This is a genomic window from Labrys sp. HAY1-8F (assembly GCF_056754975.1).
Genome location: NZ_JBPGWZ010000001.1, coordinates 1,032,158 through 1,056,546, shown reverse-complemented (window position 1 = coordinate 1,056,546; position 24,389 = coordinate 1,032,158). Strand labels below are relative to the sequence as shown.

21 protein-coding genes are annotated in these 24,389 nt (G+C 62.2%); 10 read left to right on the top strand and 11 right to left on the bottom strand.

The genetic code is table 11. The annotated features are described in order from the left end of the window. Positions 1 to 37: 37 nt before the first annotated feature. From ACR9ZN_RS04795 to ACR9ZN_RS04785, 3 genes are all read left to right on the top strand, one after another. The gene (locus ACR9ZN_RS04795; RefSeq protein ID WP_441773584.1) at positions 38 to 1,039 is read left to right on the top strand and encodes a helix-turn-helix transcriptional regulator; all 1,002 of its coding nucleotides are present in this window, start codon (positions 38 to 40) and stop codon (positions 1,037 to 1,039) included. A gap of 190 nt (positions 1,040 to 1,229) precedes the next feature. Then, positions 1,230 to 1,703: a hypothetical protein gene (locus ACR9ZN_RS04790; RefSeq protein WP_481271501.1), complete on the top strand. Its 474-nt coding sequence runs from the start codon at positions 1,230 to 1,232 to the stop codon at positions 1,701 to 1,703. A 172-nt stretch (positions 1,704 to 1,875) separates the two neighbouring features. Continuing rightward, positions 1,876 to 3,930 (top strand): sigma-54-dependent Fis family transcriptional regulator, encoded by a 2,055-nt coding sequence (locus tag ACR9ZN_RS04785; RefSeq protein ID WP_481271500.1) that lies wholly within the window; start codon positions 1,876 to 1,878, stop codon positions 3,928 to 3,930. A 166-nt stretch (positions 3,931 to 4,096) separates the two neighbouring features. Here the strand turns inward: ACR9ZN_RS04785 and katG are convergent, their stop codons facing one another. The 9 genes from katG to ACR9ZN_RS04740 form a co-directional block, all read right to left on the bottom strand. Then, a complete protein-coding gene (katG, locus tag ACR9ZN_RS04780) occupies positions 4,097 to 6,301 on the bottom strand; it encodes a catalase/peroxidase HPI (RefSeq protein WP_481271499.1) in 2,205 nt (734 codons plus the stop codon). A 140-nt stretch (positions 6,302 to 6,441) separates the two neighbouring features. Further along, positions 6,442 to 8,073, bottom strand: a complete 1,632-nt coding sequence (groEL, locus tag ACR9ZN_RS04775) for a molecular chaperone GroEL (RefSeq protein ID WP_434960411.1) — start codon at positions 8,071 to 8,073, stop codon at positions 6,442 to 6,444. A gap of 59 nt (positions 8,074 to 8,132) precedes the next feature. Continuing rightward, positions 8,133 to 8,939 (bottom strand): iron-sulfur cluster assembly protein, encoded by an 807-nt coding sequence (locus tag ACR9ZN_RS04770; protein ID WP_481271498.1) that lies wholly within the window; start codon positions 8,937 to 8,939, stop codon positions 8,133 to 8,135. A 5-nt stretch (positions 8,940 to 8,944) separates the two neighbouring features. Then, a complete protein-coding gene (locus tag ACR9ZN_RS04765) occupies positions 8,945 to 9,967 on the bottom strand; it encodes an amidohydrolase family protein (protein ID WP_454817463.1) in 1,023 nt (340 codons plus the stop codon). A gap of 343 nt (positions 9,968 to 10,310) precedes the next feature. Then, the gene (locus ACR9ZN_RS04760) at positions 10,311 to 11,387 is read right to left on the bottom strand and encodes an NAD(P)-dependent alcohol dehydrogenase (protein WP_454817465.1); all 1,077 of its coding nucleotides are present in this window, start codon (positions 11,385 to 11,387) and stop codon (positions 10,311 to 10,313) included. A gap of 185 nt (positions 11,388 to 11,572) precedes the next feature. Then, entirely contained in the window at positions 11,573 to 11,941 is a 369-nt protein-coding gene (locus ACR9ZN_RS04755; RefSeq protein ID WP_434960415.1) for an MmoB/DmpM family protein, read from the bottom strand. Between the two features lie 32 nt (positions 11,942 to 11,973). After that, positions 11,974 to 13,032, bottom strand: a complete 1,059-nt coding sequence (locus tag ACR9ZN_RS04750; RefSeq protein ID WP_454817467.1) for an aromatic/alkene monooxygenase hydroxylase subunit beta — start codon at positions 13,030 to 13,032, stop codon at positions 11,974 to 11,976. 58 nt (positions 13,033 to 13,090) lie between these two features. Beyond that, positions 13,091 to 14,155, bottom strand: a complete 1,065-nt coding sequence (locus ACR9ZN_RS04745; protein WP_434960417.1) for an NADH:ubiquinone reductase (Na(+)-transporting) subunit F — start codon at positions 14,153 to 14,155, stop codon at positions 13,091 to 13,093. Positions 14,156 to 14,259: 104 nt separating this feature from the next. Further along, positions 14,260 to 15,933 carry an aromatic/alkene/methane monooxygenase hydroxylase/oxygenase subunit alpha gene (locus ACR9ZN_RS04740; protein WP_441773592.1) on the bottom strand — a complete coding sequence of 558 codons (1,674 nt, stop codon included), beginning with the start codon at positions 15,931 to 15,933 and terminating at the stop codon, positions 14,260 to 14,262. Between the two features lie 528 nt (positions 15,934 to 16,461). Between ACR9ZN_RS04740 and ACR9ZN_RS04735 the strand changes: the two genes are divergently transcribed. Genes ACR9ZN_RS04735 through ACR9ZN_RS04720 form a run of 4 tightly spaced genes read left to right on the top strand, consistent with a single transcriptional unit; the run spans position 16,462 to position 18,592 of the window. Further along, on the top strand, positions 16,462 to 16,938 hold the full coding sequence (locus ACR9ZN_RS04735) for a hypothetical protein (RefSeq protein ID WP_454817469.1): 477 nt from the start codon (positions 16,462 to 16,464) through the stop codon (positions 16,936 to 16,938). Then, positions 16,935 to 17,276 (top strand): hypothetical protein, encoded by a 342-nt coding sequence (locus tag ACR9ZN_RS04730; RefSeq protein ID WP_481271497.1) that lies wholly within the window; start codon positions 16,935 to 16,937, stop codon positions 17,274 to 17,276. Before ACR9ZN_RS04735 ends, ACR9ZN_RS04730 begins: the two co-directional genes overlap by 4 nt. Next, positions 17,273 to 18,382, top strand: a complete 1,110-nt coding sequence (locus tag ACR9ZN_RS04725) for a WD40 repeat domain-containing protein (protein ID WP_481271496.1) — start codon at positions 17,273 to 17,275, stop codon at positions 18,380 to 18,382. The genes ACR9ZN_RS04730 and ACR9ZN_RS04725 overlap by 4 nt, the downstream gene beginning before the upstream one ends. 33 nt (positions 18,383 to 18,415) lie before the next feature. Next, a complete protein-coding gene (locus tag ACR9ZN_RS04720) occupies positions 18,416 to 18,592 on the top strand; it encodes a hypothetical protein (RefSeq protein WP_434960422.1) in 177 nt (58 codons plus the stop codon). A 57-nt stretch (positions 18,593 to 18,649) separates the two neighbouring features. Here the strand turns inward: ACR9ZN_RS04720 and ACR9ZN_RS04715 are convergent, their stop codons facing one another. Both ACR9ZN_RS04715 and ACR9ZN_RS04710 read right to left on the bottom strand, forming a co-directional pair. Next, the gene (locus ACR9ZN_RS04715; RefSeq protein ID WP_105865575.1) at positions 18,650 to 18,922 is read right to left on the bottom strand and encodes a ribbon-helix-helix domain-containing protein; all 273 of its coding nucleotides are present in this window, start codon (positions 18,920 to 18,922) and stop codon (positions 18,650 to 18,652) included. Positions 18,923 to 19,031: 109 nt separating this feature from the next. Next, complete coding sequence (locus ACR9ZN_RS04710; protein WP_187829371.1) at positions 19,032 to 20,084, bottom strand: NAD(P)-dependent alcohol dehydrogenase; 1,053 nt, start codon at positions 20,082 to 20,084, stop codon at positions 19,032 to 19,034. 221 nt (positions 20,085 to 20,305) lie between these two features. On the opposite strand from ACR9ZN_RS04710, the gene ACR9ZN_RS04705 reads away from it, so the two are divergent. The 3 genes from ACR9ZN_RS04705 (at position 20,306) to ACR9ZN_RS04695 (ending at position 24,090) form a co-directional block, all read left to right on the top strand. Continuing rightward, entirely contained in the window at positions 20,306 to 22,156 is a 1,851-nt protein-coding gene (locus tag ACR9ZN_RS04705; protein WP_481271495.1) for a sigma-54-dependent Fis family transcriptional regulator, read from the top strand. A 155-nt stretch (positions 22,157 to 22,311) separates the two neighbouring features. After that, on the top strand, positions 22,312 to 23,469 hold the full coding sequence (locus ACR9ZN_RS04700) for a transporter substrate-binding domain-containing protein (protein ID WP_454819292.1): 1,158 nt from the start codon (positions 22,312 to 22,314) through the stop codon (positions 23,467 to 23,469). A 12-nt stretch (positions 23,470 to 23,481) separates the two neighbouring features. After that, positions 23,482 to 24,090 carry an ANTAR domain-containing response regulator gene (locus ACR9ZN_RS04695; protein ID WP_434961339.1) on the top strand — a complete coding sequence of 203 codons (609 nt, stop codon included), beginning with the start codon at positions 23,482 to 23,484 and terminating at the stop codon, positions 24,088 to 24,090. Positions 24,091 to 24,389 lie beyond the last annotated feature (299 nt).

Genomic DNA, 24,389 nt, shown 5'->3' with positions numbered 1-24,389 from the left:
AATTAGAAGTATCAATCTACCATTGCGGCGAGATCCGATGGCGAACATCCCTTTGACGCGCTGCCAGTTTCTTCTGCCCTTCATCGGAATTCTTGACGATATTGGTGCACCGACCAGTTCGCTTCTAGAAAAATTCCGACTGCCGTCGTCTCTGGAGGACAAGAGCGATCTCTATATCCCGTTGCTCCCGACACTCCGTTTTGCGGAAACCGCGCAAAGAAGCCAGGGTATCGAAGATTTAGGCTTTCTGGCCACGCAGCGGATCAGCTACTCCCACATGAGGGGAAAAACCCGGACCCTGATCGCTCACTCCCCCACGCTGCTTGTGGCGCTGCGGCACGCTTGCAGATGGGCGTCGCGAGAGGATACGGTTCTGAGTATGTGGCTCGAGCATGATGACGATCACGTGCGGATTTGCAGCAGGCTCGCCAGGACGAATGGATTCTTGCATCTGGAGCACGCACAGTGGATCCAGAATATTTTCGCCATACATATCGTCCGGCAATTCGCGGGGCTCGACTGGATGCCGGCAACGATCGCCTTCGAAGCGCGCTACACGCCGGGGCCGGCGACACAGGCTTTCTGGCCAAATGTGCGCTTTCTGTCAGGCCAGCCTGCCGCCTGGATCAGCCTGCCGATCTCGTATCTCAGTCTTTCCCGGCGTCCGACCGAATTAGGTCTTCCGCCGGACGATAACGAGGACGGTCCTGCTGCCTATGATATCGTCGAACTCCTCAAGCTGATGTTGCCCGCCTATCTCGACGAGGGAATTCCGGCTCTGGCTGACGTTGCGGAGATGGCAGGCGTCAGCGCGCGAACCTTTCAACGTAAGCTCTCTCATCTCGGACTTGCATATTCGGATATACTCGACGCCGTCAGATACGAGAACGCCAGTAAGCTTTTGCGCGACACTGAATCCAAGATCATCGATGTTTCATTTTCTTCCGGTTATACGGATCCCGCACACTTCAGCCGCGCCTTCCGCCGAATTTCTGGCCTTACACCACGTCAGTTTCGTGAGCAGTCGCGGTTGCGATAATCGCGTTTCGGCTCGCCTTGATGGTCCGGCACACGCTGCGGCTGGAACCTCCAATGTCGTACTCCTCTACTACCCGTGATGCGAAGGCCTGGCCTATAAGGTGACGCTGGTGGGGCGGCCGGAAAAAGAATATGCTCGTTTCAGAGCATGAAATGCTGCCGTTCTGGCCAATGAAATCTGGGAGGGATTCGTGGTCGAGATCATTTCCAAGCGGGATGGTCCGCGCCGGGAGGATGCCGCGTTTCGCAGGCTTCTTTCGGAAAATCGGGCTACCATCACGCGTCTTGCCGATCAGTTCAGCGGCGGTGCTTACTCCGCGGGCAGGGCAGCCAAGCCGAAACCTCAGCCGAGAGGGCTCATCTTCCACGATATGAGCGGGACTGCTGCTGCCCAGGAGGCCCTCGCGCGGGTGCGGGTCAGTCTCAATGGCCGTGTCATCATCGTGGATGAAAACACCAGCCGCCAGCTCCATCATCTCGGCCAGATCACGGCGCGTGACGGGAACGAGATCTTCGTGCTGGCGACCAGCGAGAATGGTTTTTTTGCGCCTCTCGAGGAGCAGATCGCCGTCCTCATTGCCGATCTCGACAACCGGATATTGTCCGGCAATCATTCCGAAGACTGGCTTGTTGCCGAAATCGGCCACCGGCTGGAGCTCGAATGAGCTCCGGAGCCTCGCTCTTGCCTTGTCTGCCTGATAGGGCGGAGACAGCGTGCTCTTGATGTTCGTTTGGCCACGGCATGGTGGCGTCCTTCGAACTTCGCAAGAAGGGCACCGTCCGATTGGAACTCACATGAACTAGAGGTGCTACTCGAGAAAGCAATGTGAAGCACGCATGACACGCGATATCGATCTGGACGACATCCGCACCAGCGTTGCCCAACCCGGTCGGCAGGCACAAAACCTGTCCGTGGTGAACCTCGACTATGACGAACGACGGACCATGCGAGCCTGGGAGAACCTGCTCTCCGGTGCCTCGGATCAGGATCGTGCGCGTTCGCCGGTCCGTTCCCTCATTCACGACTCCTGGCATCGTTGCGCGACGGGAGGCATCGACGCTCAACAGAATGAGGCTCCCCTGAGGGGAGGGCGCGATGAGGTCGAGCATTTGGCCTATCTCAATCGGGAACTCCTGGAAGCGGCGCGCCGATCCTTCTTCACGATCGGCCGGTTGCTTGAAGGCACCGGCGCCATGCTGGTTCTCGCTGACGGCGAGGGCACCCTCATCGACACCGTCGGCGACGAGCGCACTTTGCGCGATGGCATGGACATCCATTTGGCGATTGGTGGCAAATGGACCGAGGATGTCGTGGGCACCAACGGCATCGGTACGGCGCTCTGGGCTGGTGAACCCGTCTTCGTGCATGCGGCCGAGCATTTCTGCGCGGGCATCAAGGCGTGGACCTGTGCCGGTGCACCGGTGCGCGATCCCTTCGACGGGCGCATCATCGGCGTGGTCGATCTGTCCGGCCATCCCGATATCTTCAGGCCCCACAACACCGCCCTGGTCGCAGCGGCCGCGCGAGAAATCGAAAAGGCCTTGGCCGACCAGCAGAGCGAGGAGCGCACGCGCCTGCTCGAAGCCTTCATCACCTCGGCGCCGCGCTATCGCCGTTCCGACGGATTGATGATTGTCGACCGCCATGGCCGGGTGATCTACAAGGCCAATCTGCCCAGGCCGATCGAGGGCGGCTTCCTCGCTTCCTTCTCGGGAGCCCAGGCCAGGAGACTTGTCGAATTGACGGCTGCCGACAGCCTGGAGAGGATGGTCAGCCAACTGCCGCAGGAATTCCAGACCTGTCATGTCAATCGGCTCGAGCTGGATGGAGATCTACGCGGTGCGGCGCTGGTGTTTCCGCCCGTTTCGGCGCCGAGCCTGGTGTCGGCCGTCAATCCGGCATCCACGCGCCTCAACGAGGCGAGAGCCGCCATCGTCGGCGACAGCCCGGCCTTGCGGGCAGCCGTCGACATTGCCTGTCGGGTGTCCCAATCCAGTGACGTCACCTCTTTGCTGATCGAAGGGGAGACCGGCGTCGGCAAGGAGCTGTTTGCCAGGCTCGTTCAGCAAGGCAGCCCATCGGGGGCGAACGCTCCGTTCGTTGCGGTCAATTGCGGGGCGATCACGCGCGAACTGTTCGGCAGCGAGCTGTTCGGGCATGCTCCCGGCGCCTTCACCGGCGCCAGCCGCGAGGGCAAGCCGGGTGTGTTCGAGCTTGCGAATGGCGGCGTGCTCAGCCTCGACGAAATCGGGGAAATGCCGCTGGATATCCAGCCTTTCCTGTTGCGTGTGCTCGAAGACCGCGTGGTGACGCGCATCGGCGACAGCCGGCGCCGGCCGATCGATGTCCGATTGGTGGCCTCGACCAATCGCGAGCTCAAGCAGGAGGTGGAGGCGGGGCGTTTTCGCAAGGATCTCTTCTACCGCATCAGCACGGTGTCGATCCGCGTACCGCCGCTGCGCGAGCGCGGGGAGGACATATTGTTGCTGCTCGACCACTTCAACCAGAAGATTGCTGCCCGCATGCAGATGGAGCCGTTGGTGTTTACGCCGCAGGTACTGGATCACCTCATGGCCTATCGCTGGCCGGGCAATGTGCGTGAGCTGCGCAATCTGGTCGAGAAGCTGCATGTGCTCAGCAATGGCGGCAATGTCGGCCTTTCCAACCTGCCGGCGGAGATCATCCGCTCCACATGCAGCGATGGCCACGCCCAGGCCTCATCGTTGCCGGTGGTTTCGGGAACGCTGGAAGAAGCCGAACGACAGGCGATCCGCCAGGTCCTGGCTGCCGAGGACGGCAATCTGAGCCGGGCAGCCCGCAGGCTCGGCGTCTCCCGTCCCACGCTTTACCGCAAGCTCGATCAATACGGCATCCGCCGCGGTTTTGTCTGAACTGTGCCGCCTGCGAGCAGGGGGCGGCACCATAGGCGCAGATAAGCCTGCGAGGCGCTGGTTCTTTACCCTCTCCCTGCAGGGGGGTATTGTTGCCTCTTACTTGCTGAAGTTAGCGCCTGGGGGGACGCTACAGGCGTTTCCACGCGCGGTCCCCCGATCTGGATCACGCCAGATCGAAGCGATCCGCGTTCATGACCTTTGTCCAGGCGGCGGCGAAGTCGGTGACGAACTTGGCGTTGGCATCCTGGCTGGCATAGACCTCCGCGAGCGCCCGCAACTGGGAGTTGGAGCCGAACACCAGGTCGGCGCGGGTGCCGGTCCACTTCACCTCGCCCGTGGCGCGGTCGCGGCCCTCGAACACGTCCTCGGCCGGCGAGGTCGCCTTCCAGGCCGTGCCCATGTCGAGCAGGTTGACGAAGAAGTCGGTGGTCAGCGCCCCTGGCCGGTCGGTCAGCACGCCATGCTTGCTAGCGCCGGCATTGGCGTCGAGCACGCGCAGGCCCCCGACCAGCACCGTCAGCTCCGGCGCCGTCAGGCCCAAGAGCTGGGCCTTGTCGACCAGCAGCCCTTCGGCCGGAACGCTGTAGTCCGTCTTCAGATAGTTGCGGAAGCCATCCGCCACCGGCTCGAGCACGGCGAAGGATTCCACATCGGTCTGCTCCTGGCTCGCATCGGTGCGGCCCGGTGCAAAGGGCACCGTCACCTCATGGCCGGCCTGCTTGGCCGCCTGCTCGACCGCGGCATTGCCGCCCAGCACGATCAGGTCGGCGAGCGAGACCTTCTTGCCGCCGGCCTGCGCCGCATTGAAGCCCTGCTGGATCTCCTCCAGCGTGGCGAGCACCTTGGCCAGGTGCGCCGGCTGGTTGGCCTCCCAGTCCTTCTGCGGGGCGAGACGGATGCGCGCGCCATTGGCGCCGCCGCGCTTGTCGGAGCCGCGGAAGGTCGAGGCCGAGGCCCAGGCCGTGGCGGTGAGTTCGGAAATCGACAGGCCCGAAGCCAGGATCCTGGCCTTGAGATCGGCCGCGTCCTTCTCGTCGATCAGGGCATGGTCGACAGCCGGCAGCGGATCCTGCCAGATCAGCTCCTCGGCCGGAACCTCCGGGCCGAGATAGCGGGCGCGCGGGCCCATGTCGCGATGGGTCAGCTTGAACCAGGCCCGGGCAAAGGCGTCGGCGAAGGCCTCCGGGTTCTCGAAGAAATGCCGGGAGATCTTCTCATAGGCCGGGTCGACACGCAGCGCCAGGTCGGTGGTCAGCATGGAGGGGGCATGGCGCCTGGAGCGGTCATGCGCATCCGGCACCGAGCCGGCACCCGCCCCGTGCTTGGGCTGCCACTGATGGGCACCCGCCGGGCTCTTGGTCAGCTCCCAGTCATAGCCGAACAGGTTCCAGAAGAAGTTGTTGCTCCATTTGGTCGGCGTCGAGGTCCAGGTCACCTCAAGGCCCGAGCCGATGGCATCGCCCCCCTTGCCCGTGCCGAACTTGTTGTGCCAGCCCAGGCCCTGCAGCTCGATGCCGGCCGCCTCGGGCTCGGGACCGACATTGGCCGCATCGCCGGCACCATGGGTCTTGCCGAAGGTATGGCCGCCCGCGATCAGCGCCACCGTCTCCTCGTCGTTCATCGCCATGCGGGCGAAGGTCTCGCGGATGTCGCGCGCCGCCGCCAGAGGATCGGGATTGCCGTTCGGCCCTTCCGGATTGACGTAGATCAGGCCCATCTGCACGGCGGCGAGCGGGTTCTCCAGATTGCGGTCGCCGGTGTAGCGCTTGTCGTCGAGCCAGACGTTCTCGGTGCCCCAGTAGATGTCCTCTTCGGGCTCCCACACATCCTCGCGGCCGCCGGCAAAGCCGAAGGTCTTGAAGCCCATCGATTCCAGGGCGCAATTGCCGGTCAGGACCATCAGATCGGCCCAGGAGATCTGGTTGCCGTATTTGCGCTTGATCGGCCAGAGCAGGCGGCGGGCCTTGTCGAGATTGACGTTGTCGGGCCACGAATTGAGGGGGGCGAAGCGCTGCGTGCCCGAGGAGGCCCCGCCGCGCCCGTCGCCGGTGCGGTAGGTGCCGGCACTGTGCCAGGCCATGCGGATGAACAGCGGACCATAATGGCCGAAATCGGCCGGCCACCAGTCCTGCGAATCCGTCATCAGCGCGAACAGGTCCTGCTTCAGCGCGGCAAGGTCGAGCTTCTTGAACTCTTCAGCATAGTCGAACGCCTTGCCCATCGGATTGGACAGGGCAGAATGCTGGTGCAGGATCTTCAGGTTCAGCTGGTTCGGCCACCAGTCTCGGTTCGAGCGAACCTCAAAGCCGGGACGCGCCCCATGCGCAACCGGGCACTTGCCGGGGGTCGGCGTATCGCTTCCGTCCATGATCGTCTCCGTATTTGCATCGCTCGAATGGGGCGAGCCGGCGCAAGGCCGTACTCGGCCTGCCCGGACAAGGCGCGTCGCCTTGTCCGGGGTCTCGATGTGAAAGGCCCTTGTATGGTTCGGCCTGGCAGCAGCGCCGCTCAGGCGCGTCCGAGTTTTTCGGCGCCGCCGCCGAGGGCCGGGCCCGCGGTGGGATCCTCGTCCTCGGCGAGATCGCCGACCAGGGTCTCTGTGGTGAGAATCAGCTTGGCGACCGAGGCCGCATTGCTCAGCGCGGCGCAGGTGACGCGAACGGGATCGATGATGCCCGCCTCGTACATGTTCTGGTATTCGCCGAGCGCGGCGTTGTAGCCGAAGCCGCCATTGACGCTCGACACCTTCGCCACCACCGCCTCGGGATCGCCGCCAGCATTGGCGACGATACGCCAGAGCGGACGCGTCAGCACCGATTTCACCAGGCGAACGCCCGCCGCGACATCCCCGTCGAGCCGGGCAAGCAGGGGATCGAGCACCGGCCCGATCTGGGCGAGGGCGGCGCCCCCGCCGGCGACCACCCCTTCATCGAGCGCAGCCCGCACGGCCGAGAGCGAGTCTTCGATCAATTGGATGGTGCGCTTCTGCTCGACGGGCGTGACCCCGCCGGCATGGAGCACCGCCGTGCCGCCGGAGAGCTTGGCGAGGCGTTCGCGCAATTTGTCCTGCTCGATATTGGGCGGCGCGTTCTCGAACTGATGTTGGACCTGGGTGCGGCGTGCGGCGATCGCCGCCTTGTCGCCGGCGCCATGGATGATCGCCGTGTGGGTCGCGCTCGTGCGCACCCTTTCGGCGCCGCCCAGATCGGCTGCTTCGATCTGTTCGAGCCTACCGCCCAGGTCACGGGCAACGACGCGCCCACCGGTGATGATGGCCAGGTCCTCCAGCAGCGCCTTGCGCCAATGACCGTATTCGGGCGGATGCACGATGAGATATTTGCCGGCGCCGTTGCGCCCGAGCAGTGTTACGACCACCTCGGGCGAGACTTCCTCGGCCACGATCAGCAGCGGCCTGCCGGCCTTGTCGGCGATCGCCCGCACTGCGTCGAGTGAAGTAGGGTCCTTGATCTTCAGGTCGGTCAACAGGATAAGCGGGCGCTCCAGCACCGCCTGCATCTTCTCCACATCGGTGACCATGTGATGGGAGATATAGCCGCGGTCGAAGGACATGCCCTCGACGACGTCGAGCGTGGTCTCGGTGGTGATGCTGAAATCGGTGGTGATGATGCCATCGGCACCGACCTTCTCGAAGGCCTCGGCCACCAGGGCGCCGAGCCTGGCGTCGGTGGCTGCGATATTGGCGACGGCCGCCAGGGCGCCGTTTTCGCGAGCCGGGCGCGCGCTGGATTTCAGCGACGACACCACGGCGTCGACGGCAAGATCGATGCCCTTGACGAGGTCGACGGCCTTGGCACCTTGCTCGTTGGCTTCCACGCCTTTCTGGACCAGGGCATTGGCCAGGACGATGGCGGTGGTGGTGCCATCACCGGCGATCTCGTTGGTCTGCATCGAGACCTCGCGCACCACCTGCGCGCCCATATTCTCGAAGCGATCGTGCAATTCGATCTCCGAGGCGATGGAGACGCCGTCGCGCGTCACCATTGGCGTGCCGATCGGCCGGTCGATCATGGCATTCATGCCCTTGGGACCGAGAGTCGGCTCCACGGCTGCTGCGAGTTGGTGAACGCCGCGGGCGAGCGCCCGGCGGGCGTGCGAATTGTGAAGCATCAATTTGGGCATGGCCCCTCCTTCCACCCTCGCGGGTGGTTGTTGTTGACCTCGGGCGACGAGGCGTCGATTCAGCTGTTGGCTGGCGCTTCCCTCGCCGCAGGCGGCACGCGATCGAGGATGAAGTCGACCAGTGTGGGTTCGCCGTCCGCGAAGTCGGCCTGCTTGTACCGGGTCTGCTTGAGCCCACGGCACAGGGCGCCGTTGAACTCCATGTTGATCCGCAGGCTGCGCAGGTCTCCCAGATAGGAAGCCAGCGTTGCGGCGGTGAGGGGGATGCCCTCCCAGGTCAGGAACACGCCGTTTCCCCGGCCGATTTGGGGATGGCGCTCGAGCAGGGCCTGGCGATAGCGCGGCTTCTGGGCCGCCGCTTCCGGCCCCATCGGCTGGGCGGCGTCCAGGGCTGCAAGATCCATGGCAAGGATGGCGTCGTCGCTGACGCCGGCCTGGCGCAGACCCAGCAGCACGGCTTCCTGCCGCCGCTTATAGGCCTTCGCACGGAACGTCTCGCGAAGGGCCTCAAGGTCGAGATCACCCGTCATCTCCCCGAAGACCTGCCCGAAGCTCTTGCCCACCGCGATACCCCGATTGACCTCATCGGCGAACATGTGATCCTGCAGCCGGATCCGATAGGCCGGCTTCCAGGACAGTGCCTCGATCGCCTCGCGCACGCCGTCGAGCATCAAGAAGGCGAAGTTGGGCGAACACCAATAGGTTGGCAGCCTGAACTCGACGTCCACGCAGGCATCGTCCAGGATCTCGGCACGCTCGACGAAGCCCATATTGGTGACGGGCTCGTCGAGTTCGGGATCGTTGACCTCGGACAGCCGCCGCCAAAGTTCGGCCTGGCGGCGACCACGGAGCGCAGCGCTCATCATGCGCTTCACTCCGCCGCGATCGACAGCGGCGCCTTGGCCAGGGCCGCCTTCTTGGTCGCGATGTCGATGTCGTAGAGCCGCGCCGCGTTGAGGCCCAGGATCTTTTCCTTGATTTCGGGTGTGAGATCGACCCCACGCTCGCGCTTGATGTCCTCGGGCAGTTCGAAAGCCCAGAATTTCTCGACCAGCCAGCGCGGCGTCCAGATCGCATAGTCGGAGCCGAACAGGATCTTGTCCGGGCCGAGCCAGAACAGGAGCTCGGCGATCACTTCGGCGAAGTAGCGCGGACGCGAATGGATGAAGGGCAGGGCGACGGCAAGGCCGCCATAGACATTGGTCTCCTGCACGGCGATCCAGCAGAAATCGTCCAGGCGAGGCAGGCCGCAATGTTCCACGATCCAGTTCAGGTTCTGGAAGTCGGTGGCCGCGTCATCAACGTCGCTGACATTGAAGGCGTCCTTGCTGAGTGGGATGATCGTCGGGCCCTTGTGGACATGGACGTTGCGGATGCCGAGTTTCTCGCAAAGCTCGAAGCAGCGATAGGCGTTGGGGTCGGTCAGTTTCCACCCGCGGGAATCCCCATGCCACTCGGCCGTGTACATCTTCACGCCCTTGATGTCGTAGGTCTCCTTCATGAAGTGGATGTATTCGAGCGCCGCCTCGCCATCGCGCGGATCGAAGGAGCCGTTGACGATGAAGCGCTCGGGATAGCGCTTGGCCATCTCGGCATTGCGTTCGAGGGTATTGAAACCCTGTTTGTAGAAATCCTTCAGATAGGTCGACTGCACGATGGCGACATCATCAGGACCGTCGACGAACAGATCGCGATAGAGATCGTCGGCGCTGTATTTCTCGAACTTGTCCTTGGGCCACAGCTGTTCCTTGGGGCTGAGCGCCGTGTGATAGGCATAGAAGCACTCCACGAACTGCTTGCCGTGAATGTTGCGCTGGTTTTCAGGGCTGCCGTCCCAGAAATGGGTGTGGCCATCAACGACGAAAATTTCCTTGCCTTCGGGCGTGATATACATGGCTTCCTCCGTTGGTATTTAGATCTAAAGTTTTGATTTAATTTGACTATTGGGAGATTTCTCGGAGCGAGGTCGGGCGCGCTGCAGCTCCGCCAGGCGTATGGCCGGGAGACAAGCGGGCCATCCGGGCGGTGCGCAGCGGGCATCCCGCACACCCCTCGGGCGTAGCGCCGTTGCAGGCATGGTCATCGCGCGCCGCCGTTTCCGCATCTTCTGGGCTGGCGCCGGGCTCATGCCCCCACCGGCCGATTCTCACGGTCGGGATGTCGGCCTCGACACAGGATGCGTGTGAAGCATCGAGCATGGTTGTCTCTCCCACTGCTGCCTTCGTGGCGGGTACCTCTCAGGTCGTGATGGCGACCTTCAGCACGCCGTCGCGCTGATTGGCGAAGAGGTCGTAGGCCTCTTCGATCTGGTCGAGCTTGAAGCGGTGCGTGACCAGCCCGCCCAGATCCACCCGACCTGAGCCGATGACGTCGAGCATGCGGCGCATGCGCTCCTTGCCGCCCGGGCAGAGCGAGGTGCGGATCGATTTCTCGCCGAGGCCGGCTGCGAAAGCATCGAGCGGGATCTTGAGATCCGACGAATAGACGCCCAGGCTCGACAGCACGCCACCGGGTCTGAGGACACGCAGGGCCGCCTCGAAGGTTGCCTGCGTGCCCAGCGCCTCGATCGCCACGTCGACGCCGCGGCCATCGGTCAGACGCATGATGGCCTCGACGGGATCTTCCTTCTTGAAGTCCACCACGATGTCGGCGCCCAGGCGCTTGGCCATGGCAAGGCGAGCGGGCACCGTGTCGACGGCGATGATGGTGGTCGCCCCCATCAGCTTGGCGCCGGCCGTGGCGCACAGGCCGATCGGTCCCTGCGCGAAAACGGCAACGATGTCGCCGATCCGGATACCGCCGGTTTCGGCGCCGGCAAAGCCGGTCGACATGATGTCCGGGCACATCAGCACCTGTTCGTCGCTGACCTCGTCCGGAATGGGGGCGAGATTGGCCATGGCATCGGGCACGCAGACGAACTCGGCCTGGCAGCCGTCGATAGTGTTGCCGAACTTCCAGCCGCCGATGGCCTTCCAGCCATGTTTGGTGCCGGCTCCGTCCTGCGAACCACAGCCGCATAGGCAGGCATGGCTCCAGCCCGAGGGGGTGATGGCGCCTGCGACGACGCGCTGGCCTTCCTTGAAACCGCGTACCGAGGAACCGAGTTTTTCGATGATACCCACGGGCTCATGACCGATGGTCAGGCCCTTGGCGACAGGATATTCTCCCTTCAGGATATGGACATCCGTCCCGCAGATCGTCGTCGTCGTGACACGTATCAGGGCGTCGGCGGGACCGATCTCGGGGATCGGCTTGTCATCGAGAACGATGCGCCCCTTCTCGACAAAGATCGCGGCCTTCATTTTGCTTGGCATGATCGGTTACTCATTTTCGGCTGTGCATGGGCGGGGGAGGGGCGATGCGCCCTAGAGCAAAGCGCGTTCAAGCGTGAACGCTTATTTGCTCTAACTCTTTGGTTCGACGCGTCTTTGCGATTCTTGGCGTGACCGCCAAATCGCAAAACGCTTCAGGGCGCATCGCCCGAGATCTGCCGTCGTGCTCAGATGTATTCGAAGACCTCGTCCATATCGCCGAACAGGATCACTGTATTGTCGTCGACCCTGACCATGCGGCCATAATGGGTGGAGGTATTGACTTCGAAAATCTCCGCAGTCATCTCGCGGCCGAGATACTCGCTGATCTCGTCCATCATGAAGATGAGCTTGCCGTTGCCGTCGATGCGGATCAGCGCGGGTTGATAGGTGACAGTCACACCATCCTTCTTGCCCATGAATTCTGCGATGGCGCGCGCCTCAACCGAGTCGTTCATGGTGACCCCGCACTGATGCGAGATGGTCTGCTCGAAGGTGATGTCCTTCATCGACTTGAAGATATTGGCGTGCGAGGAATCGCGTGCTGCCGTGGACATGGTCGTTTCTCCCTGTGATGGTTGCCGGCCGGTCAGTCGTCGAGGCCGAGTTCGCGCAGGATCTGGCCGATCCGCTCCTGCGAGACGGCGCGAACATCCTCGAACGAGACCGGCTTGGAATGCGCCATCGACCAGATCGGCTGCAGCCCCAGCGCTGCCTTGTCTGCGAGCGCGCGGTGCTTCTTCAGCCAGGCCTTGAACAGCTGGCGGTTGCCCTGAGCATGCTTTTCGTCATGCGCCAGCAGGTAGATCAGGTCGATGGCATTGGCGAGGTTGCGCTCATAGTCGGCTTCGGCCGCCGAGATCACCGGCGGAGTGATGAAATCGTGGTTGGCGGCTGCCACCTGCATCAGGAAGCCGGAACGGAAGAGTTCGCCGACCAGGGGCTCGAAGACGATGTTGATGGCGAAATACTGCTCCAGATAGTCCTCCGATCCCATGATGGTCTCGACGGCTTCCCGGGCGCCCTGCCAGACGCCGTCTTCCAGCCAAGTCTTCTTGCCCAGTTCGTCGTTCCAGCCGGGAATATCCATGCCGATCTCGGCCAGATAGAGCGTGATGTCCTGGGCCAGGCGCAGCTTGTAGGAAGAGTTGGTCAGCGTGGCGTTGTTGATCATCTGGGTGTAGCCGTAACGCTGGGCCTGCATCAGCGAGGTGCCCAGTCCGAATTCGGCATGCTTCCAGGCCCCGAGATGGTGCTGCAGGATGCTGATCCAGGCCTTGTCGAAGCTCTTGGGCGCGCCGGATTTGCGGCCATTGGCGATCACGCTCTGCACCATCGTCTCGATCTTGGACTGGCGCTGGTAATGGGTGCGCTCCCATTCCTGGTCGGGCGCCCGGAAAGCGTGCCAGTTCGAGCTCTGGGCCAGGGTGTTGCCCTTGACGTAGGCGCCTTTGCCGTCGGCGAAATTGATGATCCAGTTCTGGATCAGATAGCGCTCGGGATCGGGCTGCACATCAACGGTGACATCCTCGTAATGGGTGGCGCGCTGCCCCCTGGGATCGAAATAGCGGTATTTGCGGCTGTCGGAGTCGGCGAAGATCGCTGCACCGGCTGCGCCGGATCCGACAGAACTCGAAATGGCAGGCATGGTATTCACTCCCTGGTTGTGGTGTGTTTCGACGATCCGCCCGAGGTGAGGGCGGTCCTTAGTGGCCGGACGAGGTTGCGCCCGACGAGGTGGTGAATTTGTCGAAGAAGATGTGCTCGACCTCGAAGCCGTTCATGAACAGGACGGGCTGCAGCGCATCGATCATGGGGGGTGGGCCACAGGCATAGACGTCGCCCTGCCCATCGATGGCGAGTTCCCTGAGCTTGGCGCCCACGCTCTCATGGACGAAGCCGCGTTCGCCCAGCCACGCACCGTCCTCGCCGGCATGGGAGAGCACGGGGATGAACTGTACCTCCGGGTAACGCTCGACCAAGGCCGAGATCCGGTCGAGATGGAACAGGTCGTCTTGCGTGCGGGCCCCGTAGAAGAAATAGACCGGCCTTTGTTCGCCGCTGGCCAGGTGATCGTTGAGGATCGACCAGACCGGCGACATGCCCGACCCGGCACCGACCAGGATCAGGGGTCCCTCGCGCTCTTCTCGTCGGAAGCAGGTTCCATAAGGCCCGACGATGGAGACCTCGGCTCCGACCTGGATTCCTCCGGCGTCGAGTTCGCCTGAGAATTTTCCCTCGGGGTATTTCTTGATGATGAAGGAGAGGGCCTGGGTTTGGTCCGGCGTATTTGCCATGGAGAACGAGCGCGTAAGCGTCTCCCCCTTTTGCGTGGTGACCGTGATGTCGACATATTGGCCGGCCCAGAACTTCATCGGCGAATTGAGACTGATCTCGATGCCACGGATGTCGTGGGTCAGCCGCTCGATACGCGTGATCTGGCCGCGATAGGTCTTTACCGCGATCGACTTCGCCAGCACCTCCTCGTCATAGTTGAGGAGTTCCACCTCCATGTCCGAATAGGCGATCGTCCGGCATAGGAGGACGTGGCCGCTGTCCTTCTCCATGTCGTTCAACGCGAAGGTCGAGTATTTCAGCATGTCGACTTCGCCGTCGAGCAGGACGCATTTGCAGGCCGAGCATTGCCCTTCCTTGCAGCCGTGCGGCAGCGCGATGCCTTGACGAAAGGCTGCGTTCAGCACGGTTTCGCCGTTCTCAACTTCGAATTCGACGCCGACGGGTTCCAGGCGCACGGTATGGGCCACGCTCATCGGTCCTTTCTCCAAGACTGTCCCGTGCCCCCTCCCGGCGACGAGAGGGGGCGTGATCCGTCCGGTCGCGGAGACCGCTGGGCGGTATCCGCGGATTGGCGGGTTCAGTGACAGGGGTTGATGGTGAAGCCGGCGCGATACTCGGCCAGATGTTTCTCGCGATCGGCGGGAGACATCTCACGCAGCAGCGTCAGCGGCGACAGGATGGTGTGGCCCCTGACATCGTCGAGGGTCCACATCTCCTTGGGATCGAAGCGCAGATGCGGCTGCGGGATCAGGGTTTCGCCATCCGAGCGCACAAAGTTGAGATCCTTCATCGCCTCGGCGAGATCCCAGCCATGATACAGCGTCTCCCATTCGCGCTTGCCGCTGAAGCGGCCCATCGCCGGGGTCGGACGTCCCTGGTACTCGTCGGAGAAGGCCTCCACTGCCGTCCAACGGTCGAGTTCATGGGCGAAGGTGTGCAGCTTGCCGTCGATTTCGTCGACGACCATGTCCTCGCGGATCAGACAGGGGACCAGGCAGCTCCAGCAGCGATGCGGATAGACGTAGCCCACCTCCTCGTTGAAGGTGAGGATCTTCTCGCCTCTGTGGCTGAGCTTGTCGTGCCACTTCCAGAATTCGCCGAACTGAGCATACCAGCCCGGATATTTATGCTCGAACCACTCGAAGTCCTTGTCCGTCTGGGCTTCGATACGCCAGAAGTTGAGCGGCCAGCCCACGGTGAAGAACTGGGCCACCTTGTGGACGTAGAATTTCTCGGTGATGCGCTTCCAGGCTTCCTGAACGTCGTCGTGATGGATCTTGATGCCGTATTTTTCCAGCGGCAGCATGTAGGTGCGGTAGTAGTCCTCGAAGATCCAGCGGTGCCACATCTCCGCGTAGGATTCCTTGTTCTTGTCGCGGTTGGTGGTGCCATATTCGATGAAAGTGCCGATGGCGGCGTCGACGATGGCGTGGTTCTGCCAGAAGGCGTAACGCAGGTCGCGCTCGAGCAGGAGGTGGTTTTCCGGCTCCTTGAGAGCGGCCATCAGGAGGGAGTGGCCGTTGCCGATATGGCGGCTCTCGTCCGACTGCACCGAAAGGAACACTGTCGGCAGAGCATAGTCACCATTGCGTGCGGCCTCCGAAGGCATGGCGACGAACAGCGTGTTGGTGAAGGCCGTCTCGGCGACGACGGTCAGATACATGCAGGCCGCGGTCATGGTATCGCCGGTGATGAAACCTTCACCGAACTGGCGGCCGATCGTGGTGGCATAGCATTTGCCGAAGGCCTCTTCGGTAATGTCGAAGCCGGCTGGATCAATATAGTTCTCCATGTACCACTTCTTCAGATTCATCTGAATGGTGGAATGGCGGAACTCGTCGACCATCTGCATGGTGAAGCCGGTGCGCAGGTCTTCGCCGGGTGCCAGCCTTGCCACCATCGCCATCGAGCGGGCGGCCGAGATTTCCGGGAAGGGAATGATGGCGAGGAAGAGCTTCATCCACTCCACCCAGCGCGGCTCGACATTGCGGAACATGTCGCCGCGCAAGGCGGCGTCAAGCGCGCCATAGACGCGGTTGTCCTTTTCCTCCTGCATCGGGAAATAGGAACGCAGCACCTGCTTCATCGGATCGCGCGGCGCCTTGCTGATCTTGTAGTCCGTCGGGAAGGTCATCGCTTCCTGGACATAGGTCGGGTTCCAGCCGAGATCGGATATCTTCTTGGTCGCCTCGCCGACGGAGATGCCGCGCTGCGAGGTTATCTTGTTGAGCGTCAAAGACGTCATAGCCATGAGCCTCCACCAGATTGCGCCACGAACCCCCATGGTCCGGGCGGGGAGCGGCAGGTATCGCCGCCGATGAGTGCGGGCGGTCCGCCTGGAAGCAGGCATGCCTCCATCCGGCCGCTCGAGTGGATCACGGCAAAGGTATCTGGAGCGGTGCTGAAAGCCTGGCGCGTGCATACGTAAGGCATGCTGCGCCACGTGCATTCCGACCTTGGGTTCCCCATTCCTTCGTTCTTTTGGCATCGCGCCGAAACGCGATGGGCTTCTTATGTGAAATGGTAAAGCAAGGACCGTGCCAACTCGCGACAAGCTCTAAATTGTGCAGCTTCAGGCGCCCTGAATGGATCGGTCATTCTCGGGAATGTCGCGAGTGTAACATAATGTTACAGGTGTAATTTACATATGTAAAACTATCTATATATTCATGAATCCGGTTTATTTATTATGTTTCTCTGTAACGGATATTATGGACAACTTAGTTTGATGGGTTATCCTGTTGGCATTGTGACAGCTTACCGATGTAGGGCCATACCGATGTCCTCTTCCGACAATCCTCGATCGCCATCGGCTTTCGATGGGCCCGACGACAGCGACGTGATCATGGATCTGCTCCGGCTGATGCCGCGCGACCTGATCTTCTCCATGCGTTTTCTGGGCGAAAGCCAGCTGCGGCTGCAGCGCCATTTCCACGACTTCATGATCGCCGAGCTGATGCTGGCGGGGATCACGGAAGAGACCCATCCCTTGCTTCATGCTTTCGTCGAACGGCATGCCATCACGCTGCGCGATTTCGTCTTTTCGGGGGTTTCCCTGTCCCGGCAGTTTCGGGTGGAGGACATTGAACGCCTGACCGGCGATACCACCTCCTTGCTGCGCGTCGACATCTGGGACCAGCTCAGGAGCCATGTGGAGACGGCTCAACGCCAGTTCAAAGCCCAATTGCCAGAGCTGCCGAACCTGTTGTCCGGCTGGGAAAGGCCTGGAGCGGTCGAGGAGAAGGGACGGCAATGACCCAGCGAGTACCCAATCCGCAGGATCTGCTGGGCCGCCGGCTCGAACTGGTTGCCGGTCTGTCCGCTCTCAACGCGCAAGCCCTGAAGCTGACCCAGTTCCTTGCGGGCCTCGACATGGAGATGCTGCGCCTTGAGCTGGCATTGAAGCAGGCGTCGGTGGAGGGAGAGTTGGCGCGGGAATTGCAACGCGATCTGCGAACGACACGCGAGAGTGCCGACGCGGCCGCCGGGCGGCAGGGCGAATGTGCCGAGCGTATCGCAAAGGCCGAACAGGAGATCGAGGATCTCGATCTTCTGCTCCGGCAGGCGATGGCGCGAGAGGGGAGGACATCATGAACCAGCAAAGCAGACAGAACCCGACTCTGTTCGATCTGCTGGGCCGCTGCTGGCAGCGGCCGGCACCCGTCGCAAGCGCGAGCTTCGATCGGCAGGGAGGTTGCGTTGCCTTTGCAGCTGTCGACGGAACCATCGCTCTGGCGCCCGTCGCGGAAGCGGAGGGACCGGAAAGCCGTATCCGGGTCAGCGGCGACCTCGGACAGATGAGGATCCTGCCGCGCACCAAGCCGCCGGCGCCCCTGACCGCAGTCGCGGTTCAAGAGGAGGATGCCCCTTTTGTCATGCCCTTTCATGAAGGAGGCTTCCTTGTCCGGACGGGTGGTGGCGTGGTGAGGCGGGTTTCGGCGCAGGGAGAGTCGAGCGAGGATTTTCTTGGCCTTGGCCGGCCCGTCCTGGCTCTCGACCATGCGGCGCAATCGGGTTTGACTGCCTTGTCGGACGGCGAAGAGCTTTGCCTCCTGGACCAGGCGGCAAACGTCATTGGCCGTTCGCGCCCCGTGCCCATTCCGACATCGCTCAAATTCTCACCTGACGGCCGATATCTGGCGGGACTGAGTGAAGACAGCCTCGTCATCATGGCGTTGGACGGGGGCGTGTCGGTTCAACGCGTGGTGACACTGCCCTCGCTATCATCAAGCCTTTCCTGGAACCGGCAGGCCGACCGCATTGCCTGTGGCCTGGAGATTGGCGGCCTCAGCATCGTCGATGTTTCGCTTGGACGCACCGACACCATCCTCGACTTTCCCGCGCTGGTGCGGGGACTGGCCTGGGGCATTGGAGGCCAGCTGGTGGCATCGGGTGCCTATCGTATTGCAGCCTGGGGGACGAATACCGAGGCTGCCAGCCAAGCCTTGCTGACCGGTCATACCGGCCTGATCCTGGTCGAGGCGGTTGCCGCCCATCCCACGCGCGATCTGGTGGCCGCCGGCTATGCCGATGGCCGGATCGTGGTGGCGCGGCTCGGTGGGCGCGACGAACTGTTCGTGCGACCGTTCGGCGGCAAAGTTACCGCGCTGGCCTGGTCGGCGGACGGGCGTCATCTCGCCGTCGGCGATGCCGAGGGCCAGGCCGCTCTCCTCACCTTTCCGCCCCAGCTCTTCAAATAGGTGCAGCAAAGCGCCGATCAACAGGAGGACGACATGCCGACAGAGCCGACCCGCGAGGAAGACAGCAAGGACCTGTTCTTCCAAAAGCTGGAAAATCTCGCCCGCGAGATGATCGACACCCATGACAAGGACTTTGCCATGGGAGCGCTGATCCTGACGGCGCGATGGATCGCCGAGGATCGGATCGCCAAGGTCGCCCAAGCGAGCTGAGGTGGAGAGCCGAGGTGGGGGAGAGGAGGCCGGAGCGACCCGGCCTGCCTCGAATTGTCAGCCCTCCGGCGGGATCATCCCCCGGTAGAGCAGGCAGACGGTACGCAGGAGCGAGGCGAAATTGGGAGCGGCGCCATGGCGCTCGAGTGCTTCCTCGTAAAGCACCGAAATCAGCCTGGAGGTCGAGAGCCCCTCCCGGAGCGCCATTTCGTCTAGGACCTGCCAGAACGCCTCCTCCAGCCTCACCGTCGTCGAATGCCCGGCGATCCGCATCGACCGGCTCGCCTTGCGAAAATGGAGCGGGCTCTGGCTCGTGAGGACCTTGCACATGGCTCGCCCTTTCAGCCTTGCCGTCGCCCTCCCGCCGTCCCGGTTGTCCGGGCGCGGCCATGGGAGGGGCCGGCCCCCGCCGATCAAGGGGAGGCCAGGGCTTTTCTCGTCATGGAATGAGGACGGCGCGACCATGGATCCTACCGGCGTTGAGATCCTGGAGAGCCTTGTTGGCGTCGGCCAACCGATATTCCACAGTGGTCAGTTCGACCAGGCCACGGTCGGCCAGGGCCATCAGTTCGACGAGCTCGGCCCAGGTGCCGACCAGATTGCCGATGATGTTCTTTTCCGTGATGACCATGTCGACGGTGGGGACCCTGATGTCCTCGCCATAGCCCACGACATAATAGCTGCCGGCCGATCGGGTCATGGCGAGGCCCTTGGCCGTGGTGCCCTTCTCGCCGACGAAGTCGATCACGGCTTCGGCGCCGGCACCGCCGGTCAGTGCGAGCACGGCCTCCACTTCGTTCCCGTCTGCCTTCACCAGTTTGTCGGCTCCGATCTTGCCCGCCAGGGCCAGGGAGGCGTCGGACTTGTCAACCACGATCACATCGGCGGCGCACATGGCCTTGAGGCATTGGATGCCGATATGGCCGAGGCCGCCGGCGCCGATCACCACGCAGCTTTCGCCCGGCAGGAGATGGCGCGTCGCCTTCTTGGCAGCACGATAGGCGGTGAGGCCCGCATCGGCATAGGGAGCGACTTCCTTGGGGGCGAGCGTCTTGGGAAGCGGGACGATGTTGCGCTCGGAGGTGCAAAGAAACTCTGCGTAGCCGCCGTTGCAGTCCAGGCCCGGGAAGCGACCCGGACCATGCATGTCCATGCCGCGCCGGCAAGCCAGGCAGGTGCCGCCCGAGATCTTGGGGTGCACGATGACGGGATCCCCGACCTTGATGCCCTCGACCTCCTTGCCGATCGCTTCCACCCAGCCGGCATTTTCATGCCCCATGATCAGCGGCAGCAGCTGGTCGCCGTTGGGATCCATATGCGGACGCCAGACGCCCTCGATGATGTGGAGATCGGTGCGGCACACGCCCGCTCCACCGATCCGCACGATGACGTCGTTCGACTTCTCGATCCTGGGGTCGGGAACCTCCTGAAGATCGACCCATTGGCCGGCCTTCAGCTCGTCGTCGTAACGGGTGAGTACTTGCGCCTTCATTGTCATTTCCTCCGCGAGCCCGGTCTTGTCCGTGCTTCGCAAGGGAAACAGCAATCCTCGTGCCGCGATGAATATACAAGCAATATCAATGAGATGGATGAATTCATGAATCCCGGGATGTCGCTGGTCTGAACAGTCGCGCGAACTGAGTGTCCAATTCGCGGACAGTTTTCCGTGACATTGGCGGGGCCGGACAGAAGGTCGAAGCCAAGGAGTTGATCATGCAGATCTTGTCGGGGATGGATCGGGCGCGAAATGCCCTCGAACGCGGCGATCGCCTGCCCGGTGGCACCTTGCCGGCGCCGATCGCCGAAAGCTGGCAGCGTTGCCGGGACCTGGGCCTCGACCCGCGCCTCCAGCCTCGCGGCGAGGTGGTGCCATTTGCGACGGTGACGCGCCGGCGCCAGAAAATGGAGGGCCTGCGCCGGCTGGCCCTTGCCGAGATGCAGGTGCTCTATGCCCAGATCGCCGGATCCAATCTGATGATCGCCTTGGCGGATGCGAGCGGCATGGTGCTCGACACCATCAGCGATCAGGCCTTCACGGAGAGCACTGCGGGGCGCTCCATCATTCCCGGCAGCCTGTGGGACGAAGCGCGACGGGGCACCAATGCCCTCGGGCTGGCCAGTGACAGCAGCCAGCCGGTCGGTGTTTTCGGCCGGGAGCACTACTTCATCTGCCATGCCCATCTGAGCTGCATGGCGGCACCCATCCTGGATTCGCATGGGCAGGTCCTGGGTTTGCTCGATGCCTCCTGCGCCAACGAGGCGCGGCAGCAGCATACGCACGCGCTGGTGCGTATGGCCGCGGCCCAGATCGAGAATGGGTTGATCTTCCAGGAATGCGCCGACAGATTCATCCTGGCCTTCCATCCGCGTGCCGAATATCTCGATACGCTGTCTGCGGGGCTGCTGGCCCTTTCGCGCGATGGTGTCGTCACGGCGCTGAACCGTCCCGGCTCCGCCTTGCTCTCCGGCTTGCCGATCGGAGCGGGCACGAGTTTCGACACCCTGTTCGAAATGTCCTTTGCCAAGGCACTGGATGGCCTCCTGAGGGGAGGCGTCATCCCGATCCGGGATGCTGCAGGCAGCCAGGTCCTGATGGTCTGCCGTCAGATCGCTCCCGGGCTCGCGGTCCGCAACCCGCGCCGGGAACCGCAGGTGCCTGTCCATGACAAGGGCGGATCTGCCCCTGGATTTGTGTGTGTGGACCCCACGCTGAGGGCCGCCATGGCCGATGTCGGGCAGGCCGTCGCCATGGGCATGCCCATTCATCTCACCGGCGAGACGGGCACCGGCAAGGAACTGATGGCGCGTCACATCCATGAGGTGAGCGGCCGGAGCGGGGAGTTCATTGCCGTCAATTGCGGCGCGCTGGCCGAACAACTCTTCATCGCCGAGATCTTCGGCCATGAGCAGGGCGCCTTCACCAACGCCCGAGCGGAGGGATCGATCGGGCTGGCGCGGCAGGCCGATGGAGGCACCTTGTTCCTCGACGAGGTTGCCGATGTGCCACCCTCGGCCCAGACAGCTTTGCTGCGTTTTCTCGATGCCATGGAAGTGCGGCCGGTCGGTGGGCTGAAAGTCTACAAGGTCGACGTCCAGATCATATCCGCCACCAACCGTGATCTGGGGGAGATGGTGGCGGAGCGAACCTTCCGGGCCGACCTGCTCTACCGCCTCAACGGCCTCGTCCTGCATCTGCCGCCCCTGTCGGCCCGCAGCGACTTTGCGCTCGTGGTCCAGCACCTCTTACAGGGACTGGCCCCGGGCGTGGCGATTACCGATGCCGCCATCGCGAGGCTGGCCCAACGTAAATGGCCCGGCAATATCCGTGAGCTCCGTAGCGTGCTGCAGCGCCTGCTCATACGCCGGCGCGCAGGGTTCATCGACGAGACCGATCTTGCCGATACCGCAGCGGGATCGGGCGATACCTGCCCAGCCTGTCGGGATCGCGGCCTGGCCAGCCGGATCTGCCGCGAAATCAGGGCGACATATCGCGCCTGCCAGAACGTCACGCGCACGGCGCAGATGCTCGGATTATCGCGAACCACCATATACAAGCACCTCTGACGGAGGCCTTGCGGTCCTGACCGGGGTGGCGCATTGCACGAATAACCTCGTCGGTATACTGCTGTGGCTAGAGAAACAGCGGCGTTTCCCGTTCTCGCCTGTGTCGACCGGCCCGACAGGCGTATTTCCTGTCTGTGCTCTGTCCTCAGGTGATAATTGTGACCAACGACGATTGGAAAATTGGAGTTCTGTTTTCCAGGAGCGGCGTAACCGCCGCCGCGGAAATAGCCGAAGCAAATGCGACTCTCCTCGCTACCGAGGAGATCAATGCAGCGGGAGGAGTGCTCGGGCGAAGAATTACGCCGACATTCTATGATCCCGAGTGTTCTGCTCGTAAATATCGTGAGCTTTCCATTCGGCTTCTGACTGAAGATAAAATTAAAGTTATTTTTGGCTGCTATATGTCGACTGCCCGAAAGGCTGTGCTTCCGGAAGTTGAGGCGTATAGGGGATTGCTGTTTTATCCGACATTTTATGAGGGTTTTGAATATTCTGGAAACTGCTTTTATACGGGTTCTTCGTCAAATCAAAATGCTCTTCAACTTGCGCAATATCTGATCGAGAATTACGGCAAGAGATTTCTGCTGATAGGCTCGAATTATGTTTTCCCCTATGAGTATAATCGTGTCGTAAGCGACCTTGTTACCTTGGCGAATGGAACGATACTCGACGAGATTTATGTCCCGATCGAAGCGGTCAGCAAGGATTTCGACAAGGTCATCAAGCGGATAAAAGATCTCAAGCCCGATGTTGTCGTCTCCAACGTTGTCGGCACGGGTGCAGTGCTCCTCTATCAGGCCTACCGGGAGGCCGGTTTTGACCCAAGCTCGATGCCCATCGCCAGCTTGGCGACGACGGAAGCGGAAGTCGCACTCATGCCGGCGGGGTTGGCGGCAGGACACCTGACGGCTGCTTCATTTTTCGAGACGCTGAATACACCTGCCGCAAAACGCTTCGTCACTGCGTTCAAGCAGCGTTTCGGCGAGGCGGCACCGGTGACTGCCAGTGCTGAGGCCGCCTATTTTCAGATATATCTCTATGCGGCGGCACTCGAACGCGCAGGGAGCGACAATGCCGATGCTCTCGTGCCCAACCTGGCGGGGCTGGAATTCGACGCGCCGCAGGGGCGGGTTCGTATCGATCCCAACAACCATCACACGGAATTGTGGGCGCGCATCGGCAGGCTCAACCCGCAAGGCAAGTTCGACATCATCTGGGAATCGGAGGCACGTGTAAGGCCCGATCCTTATTTCGTGACGGCCGCTCACGAAGGCTGGGCCACCAGCCTGACCGGCACGCGTCGCAAGGCCTGATGGGAGCAGATGATGTCAGCCCATTTGCTCAAGGACCTCAAGGGCCTGCGGGTTCAGGTCATACACCCTCCCGACGCGCAGGGGGTGACACTGGTCGAACACCTGCGTCGTATCGGATGCAGCTGTGAGATCACCTGGCCGTTGCCGCAGGCAATCAGCTCGACGGCCGTCGTCGTCTTGGTCTCCATCGAGCAAGAAAATCGCGATAAGATCCTGCGGCTTTTCAGGCCTGTCGAACCCTCTGATCCTGCCGTGCTGGCGGTCGTCTCCTTCGAGGATCCCAGTACCCTGCAGGTGGTGCTCGAATGCGGTGCGCTGGCGGTGATTGAGCGGCCCATTCGTCCCTTTGGATTGCTCACCAATTTGATCATAGCTCGGTCTCTCTGGATGGAGCGCCAGAGCGCGGCCAAGAGGATACGCAAGCTCGAACGCAAGGTGGCCGGTAATAACAGGATCCTGCGAGCGAAGACTATTCTCATGGAAACACAAGGGCTTAGCGAACCGGAAGCCTATGAGAGCATCCGCAAGCAGGCGATGGGCAAGCGCGTGGCGATGGACGATGTAGCTGCTGCAATTATCAATGCCTATGAGCTCTTGACGTTTAAAGAAAGACATGCCTAGTATGAAACTTAGTTGACGTCCGGTGAAACGGCGTCATTGTTGGTGCAGGACAGTGTCGTCCGCACCATTTGGCTGGGTAGCCCGCAAACTCCTGTTCGGAGGTGGCGGGCTTTTTTGTTTTGGTTAGGCCGACAAGGCTGTTGGCCTCCCTGTCCTACCGTATCGGCGACACTGAGCATGTTCGAGCCGGAGCATGCGAGGCGATGCTTTCATATCCTCATCCGAAATACTTTTGTCCAAGCACGGTGCCTGGGCTCGTGCCCGCTTGCGCGGTCGAGTTCGACCGAAAAGAGGAGCTC

Coding starts and splice junctions, on each gene's coding strand:
- ACR9ZN_RS04795 (WP_441773584.1), top strand. CDS start 38: ATGGCGAACATCCCTTTGACGCGCTGCCAGTTTCTTCTGCCCTTCATC.
- ACR9ZN_RS04785 (WP_481271500.1), top strand. CDS start 1,876: ATGACACGCGATATCGATCTGGACGACATCCGCACCAGCGTTGCCCAA.
- katG (WP_481271499.1), bottom strand. CDS start 6,301: ATGGACGGAAGCGATACGCCGACCCCCGGCAAGTGCCCGGTTGCGCAT.
- groEL (WP_434960411.1), bottom strand. CDS start 8,073: ATGCCCAAATTGATGCTTCACAATTCGCACGCCCGCCGGGCGCTCGCC.
- ACR9ZN_RS04770 (WP_481271498.1), bottom strand. CDS start 8,939: ATGATGAGCGCTGCGCTCCGTGGTCGCCGCCAGGCCGAACTTTGGCGG.
- ACR9ZN_RS04765 (WP_454817463.1), bottom strand. CDS start 9,967: ATGTATATCACGCCCGAAGGCAAGGAAATTTTCGTCGTTGATGGCCAC.
- ACR9ZN_RS04760 (WP_454817465.1), bottom strand. CDS start 11,387: ATGCCAAGCAAAATGAAGGCCGCGATCTTTGTCGAGAAGGGGCGCATC.
- ACR9ZN_RS04755 (WP_434960415.1), bottom strand. CDS start 11,941: ATGTCCACGGCAGCACGCGATTCCTCGCACGCCAATATCTTCAAGTCG.
- ACR9ZN_RS04750 (WP_454817467.1), bottom strand. CDS start 13,032: ATGCCTGCCATTTCGAGTTCTGTCGGATCCGGCGCAGCCGGTGCAGCG.
- ACR9ZN_RS04745 (WP_434960417.1), bottom strand. CDS start 14,155: ATGAGCGTGGCCCATACCGTGCGCCTGGAACCCGTCGGCGTCGAATTC.
- ACR9ZN_RS04740 (WP_441773592.1), bottom strand. CDS start 15,933: ATGGCTATGACGTCTTTGACGCTCAACAAGATAACCTCGCAGCGCGGC.
- ACR9ZN_RS04735 (WP_454817469.1), top strand. CDS start 16,462: ATGTCCTCTTCCGACAATCCTCGATCGCCATCGGCTTTCGATGGGCCC.
- ACR9ZN_RS04730 (WP_481271497.1), top strand. CDS start 16,935: ATGACCCAGCGAGTACCCAATCCGCAGGATCTGCTGGGCCGCCGGCTC.
- ACR9ZN_RS04725 (WP_481271496.1), top strand. CDS start 17,273: ATGAACCAGCAAAGCAGACAGAACCCGACTCTGTTCGATCTGCTGGGC.
- ACR9ZN_RS04720 (WP_434960422.1), top strand. CDS start 18,416: ATGCCGACAGAGCCGACCCGCGAGGAAGACAGCAAGGACCTGTTCTTC.
- ACR9ZN_RS04715 (WP_105865575.1), bottom strand. CDS start 18,922: ATGTGCAAGGTCCTCACGAGCCAGAGCCCGCTCCATTTTCGCAAGGCG.
- ACR9ZN_RS04710 (WP_187829371.1), bottom strand. CDS start 20,084: ATGAAGGCGCAAGTACTCACCCGTTACGACGACGAGCTGAAGGCCGGC.
- ACR9ZN_RS04705 (WP_481271495.1), top strand. CDS start 20,306: ATGCAGATCTTGTCGGGGATGGATCGGGCGCGAAATGCCCTCGAACGC.
- ACR9ZN_RS04695 (WP_434961339.1), top strand. CDS start 23,482: ATGTCAGCCCATTTGCTCAAGGACCTCAAGGGCCTGCGGGTTCAGGTC.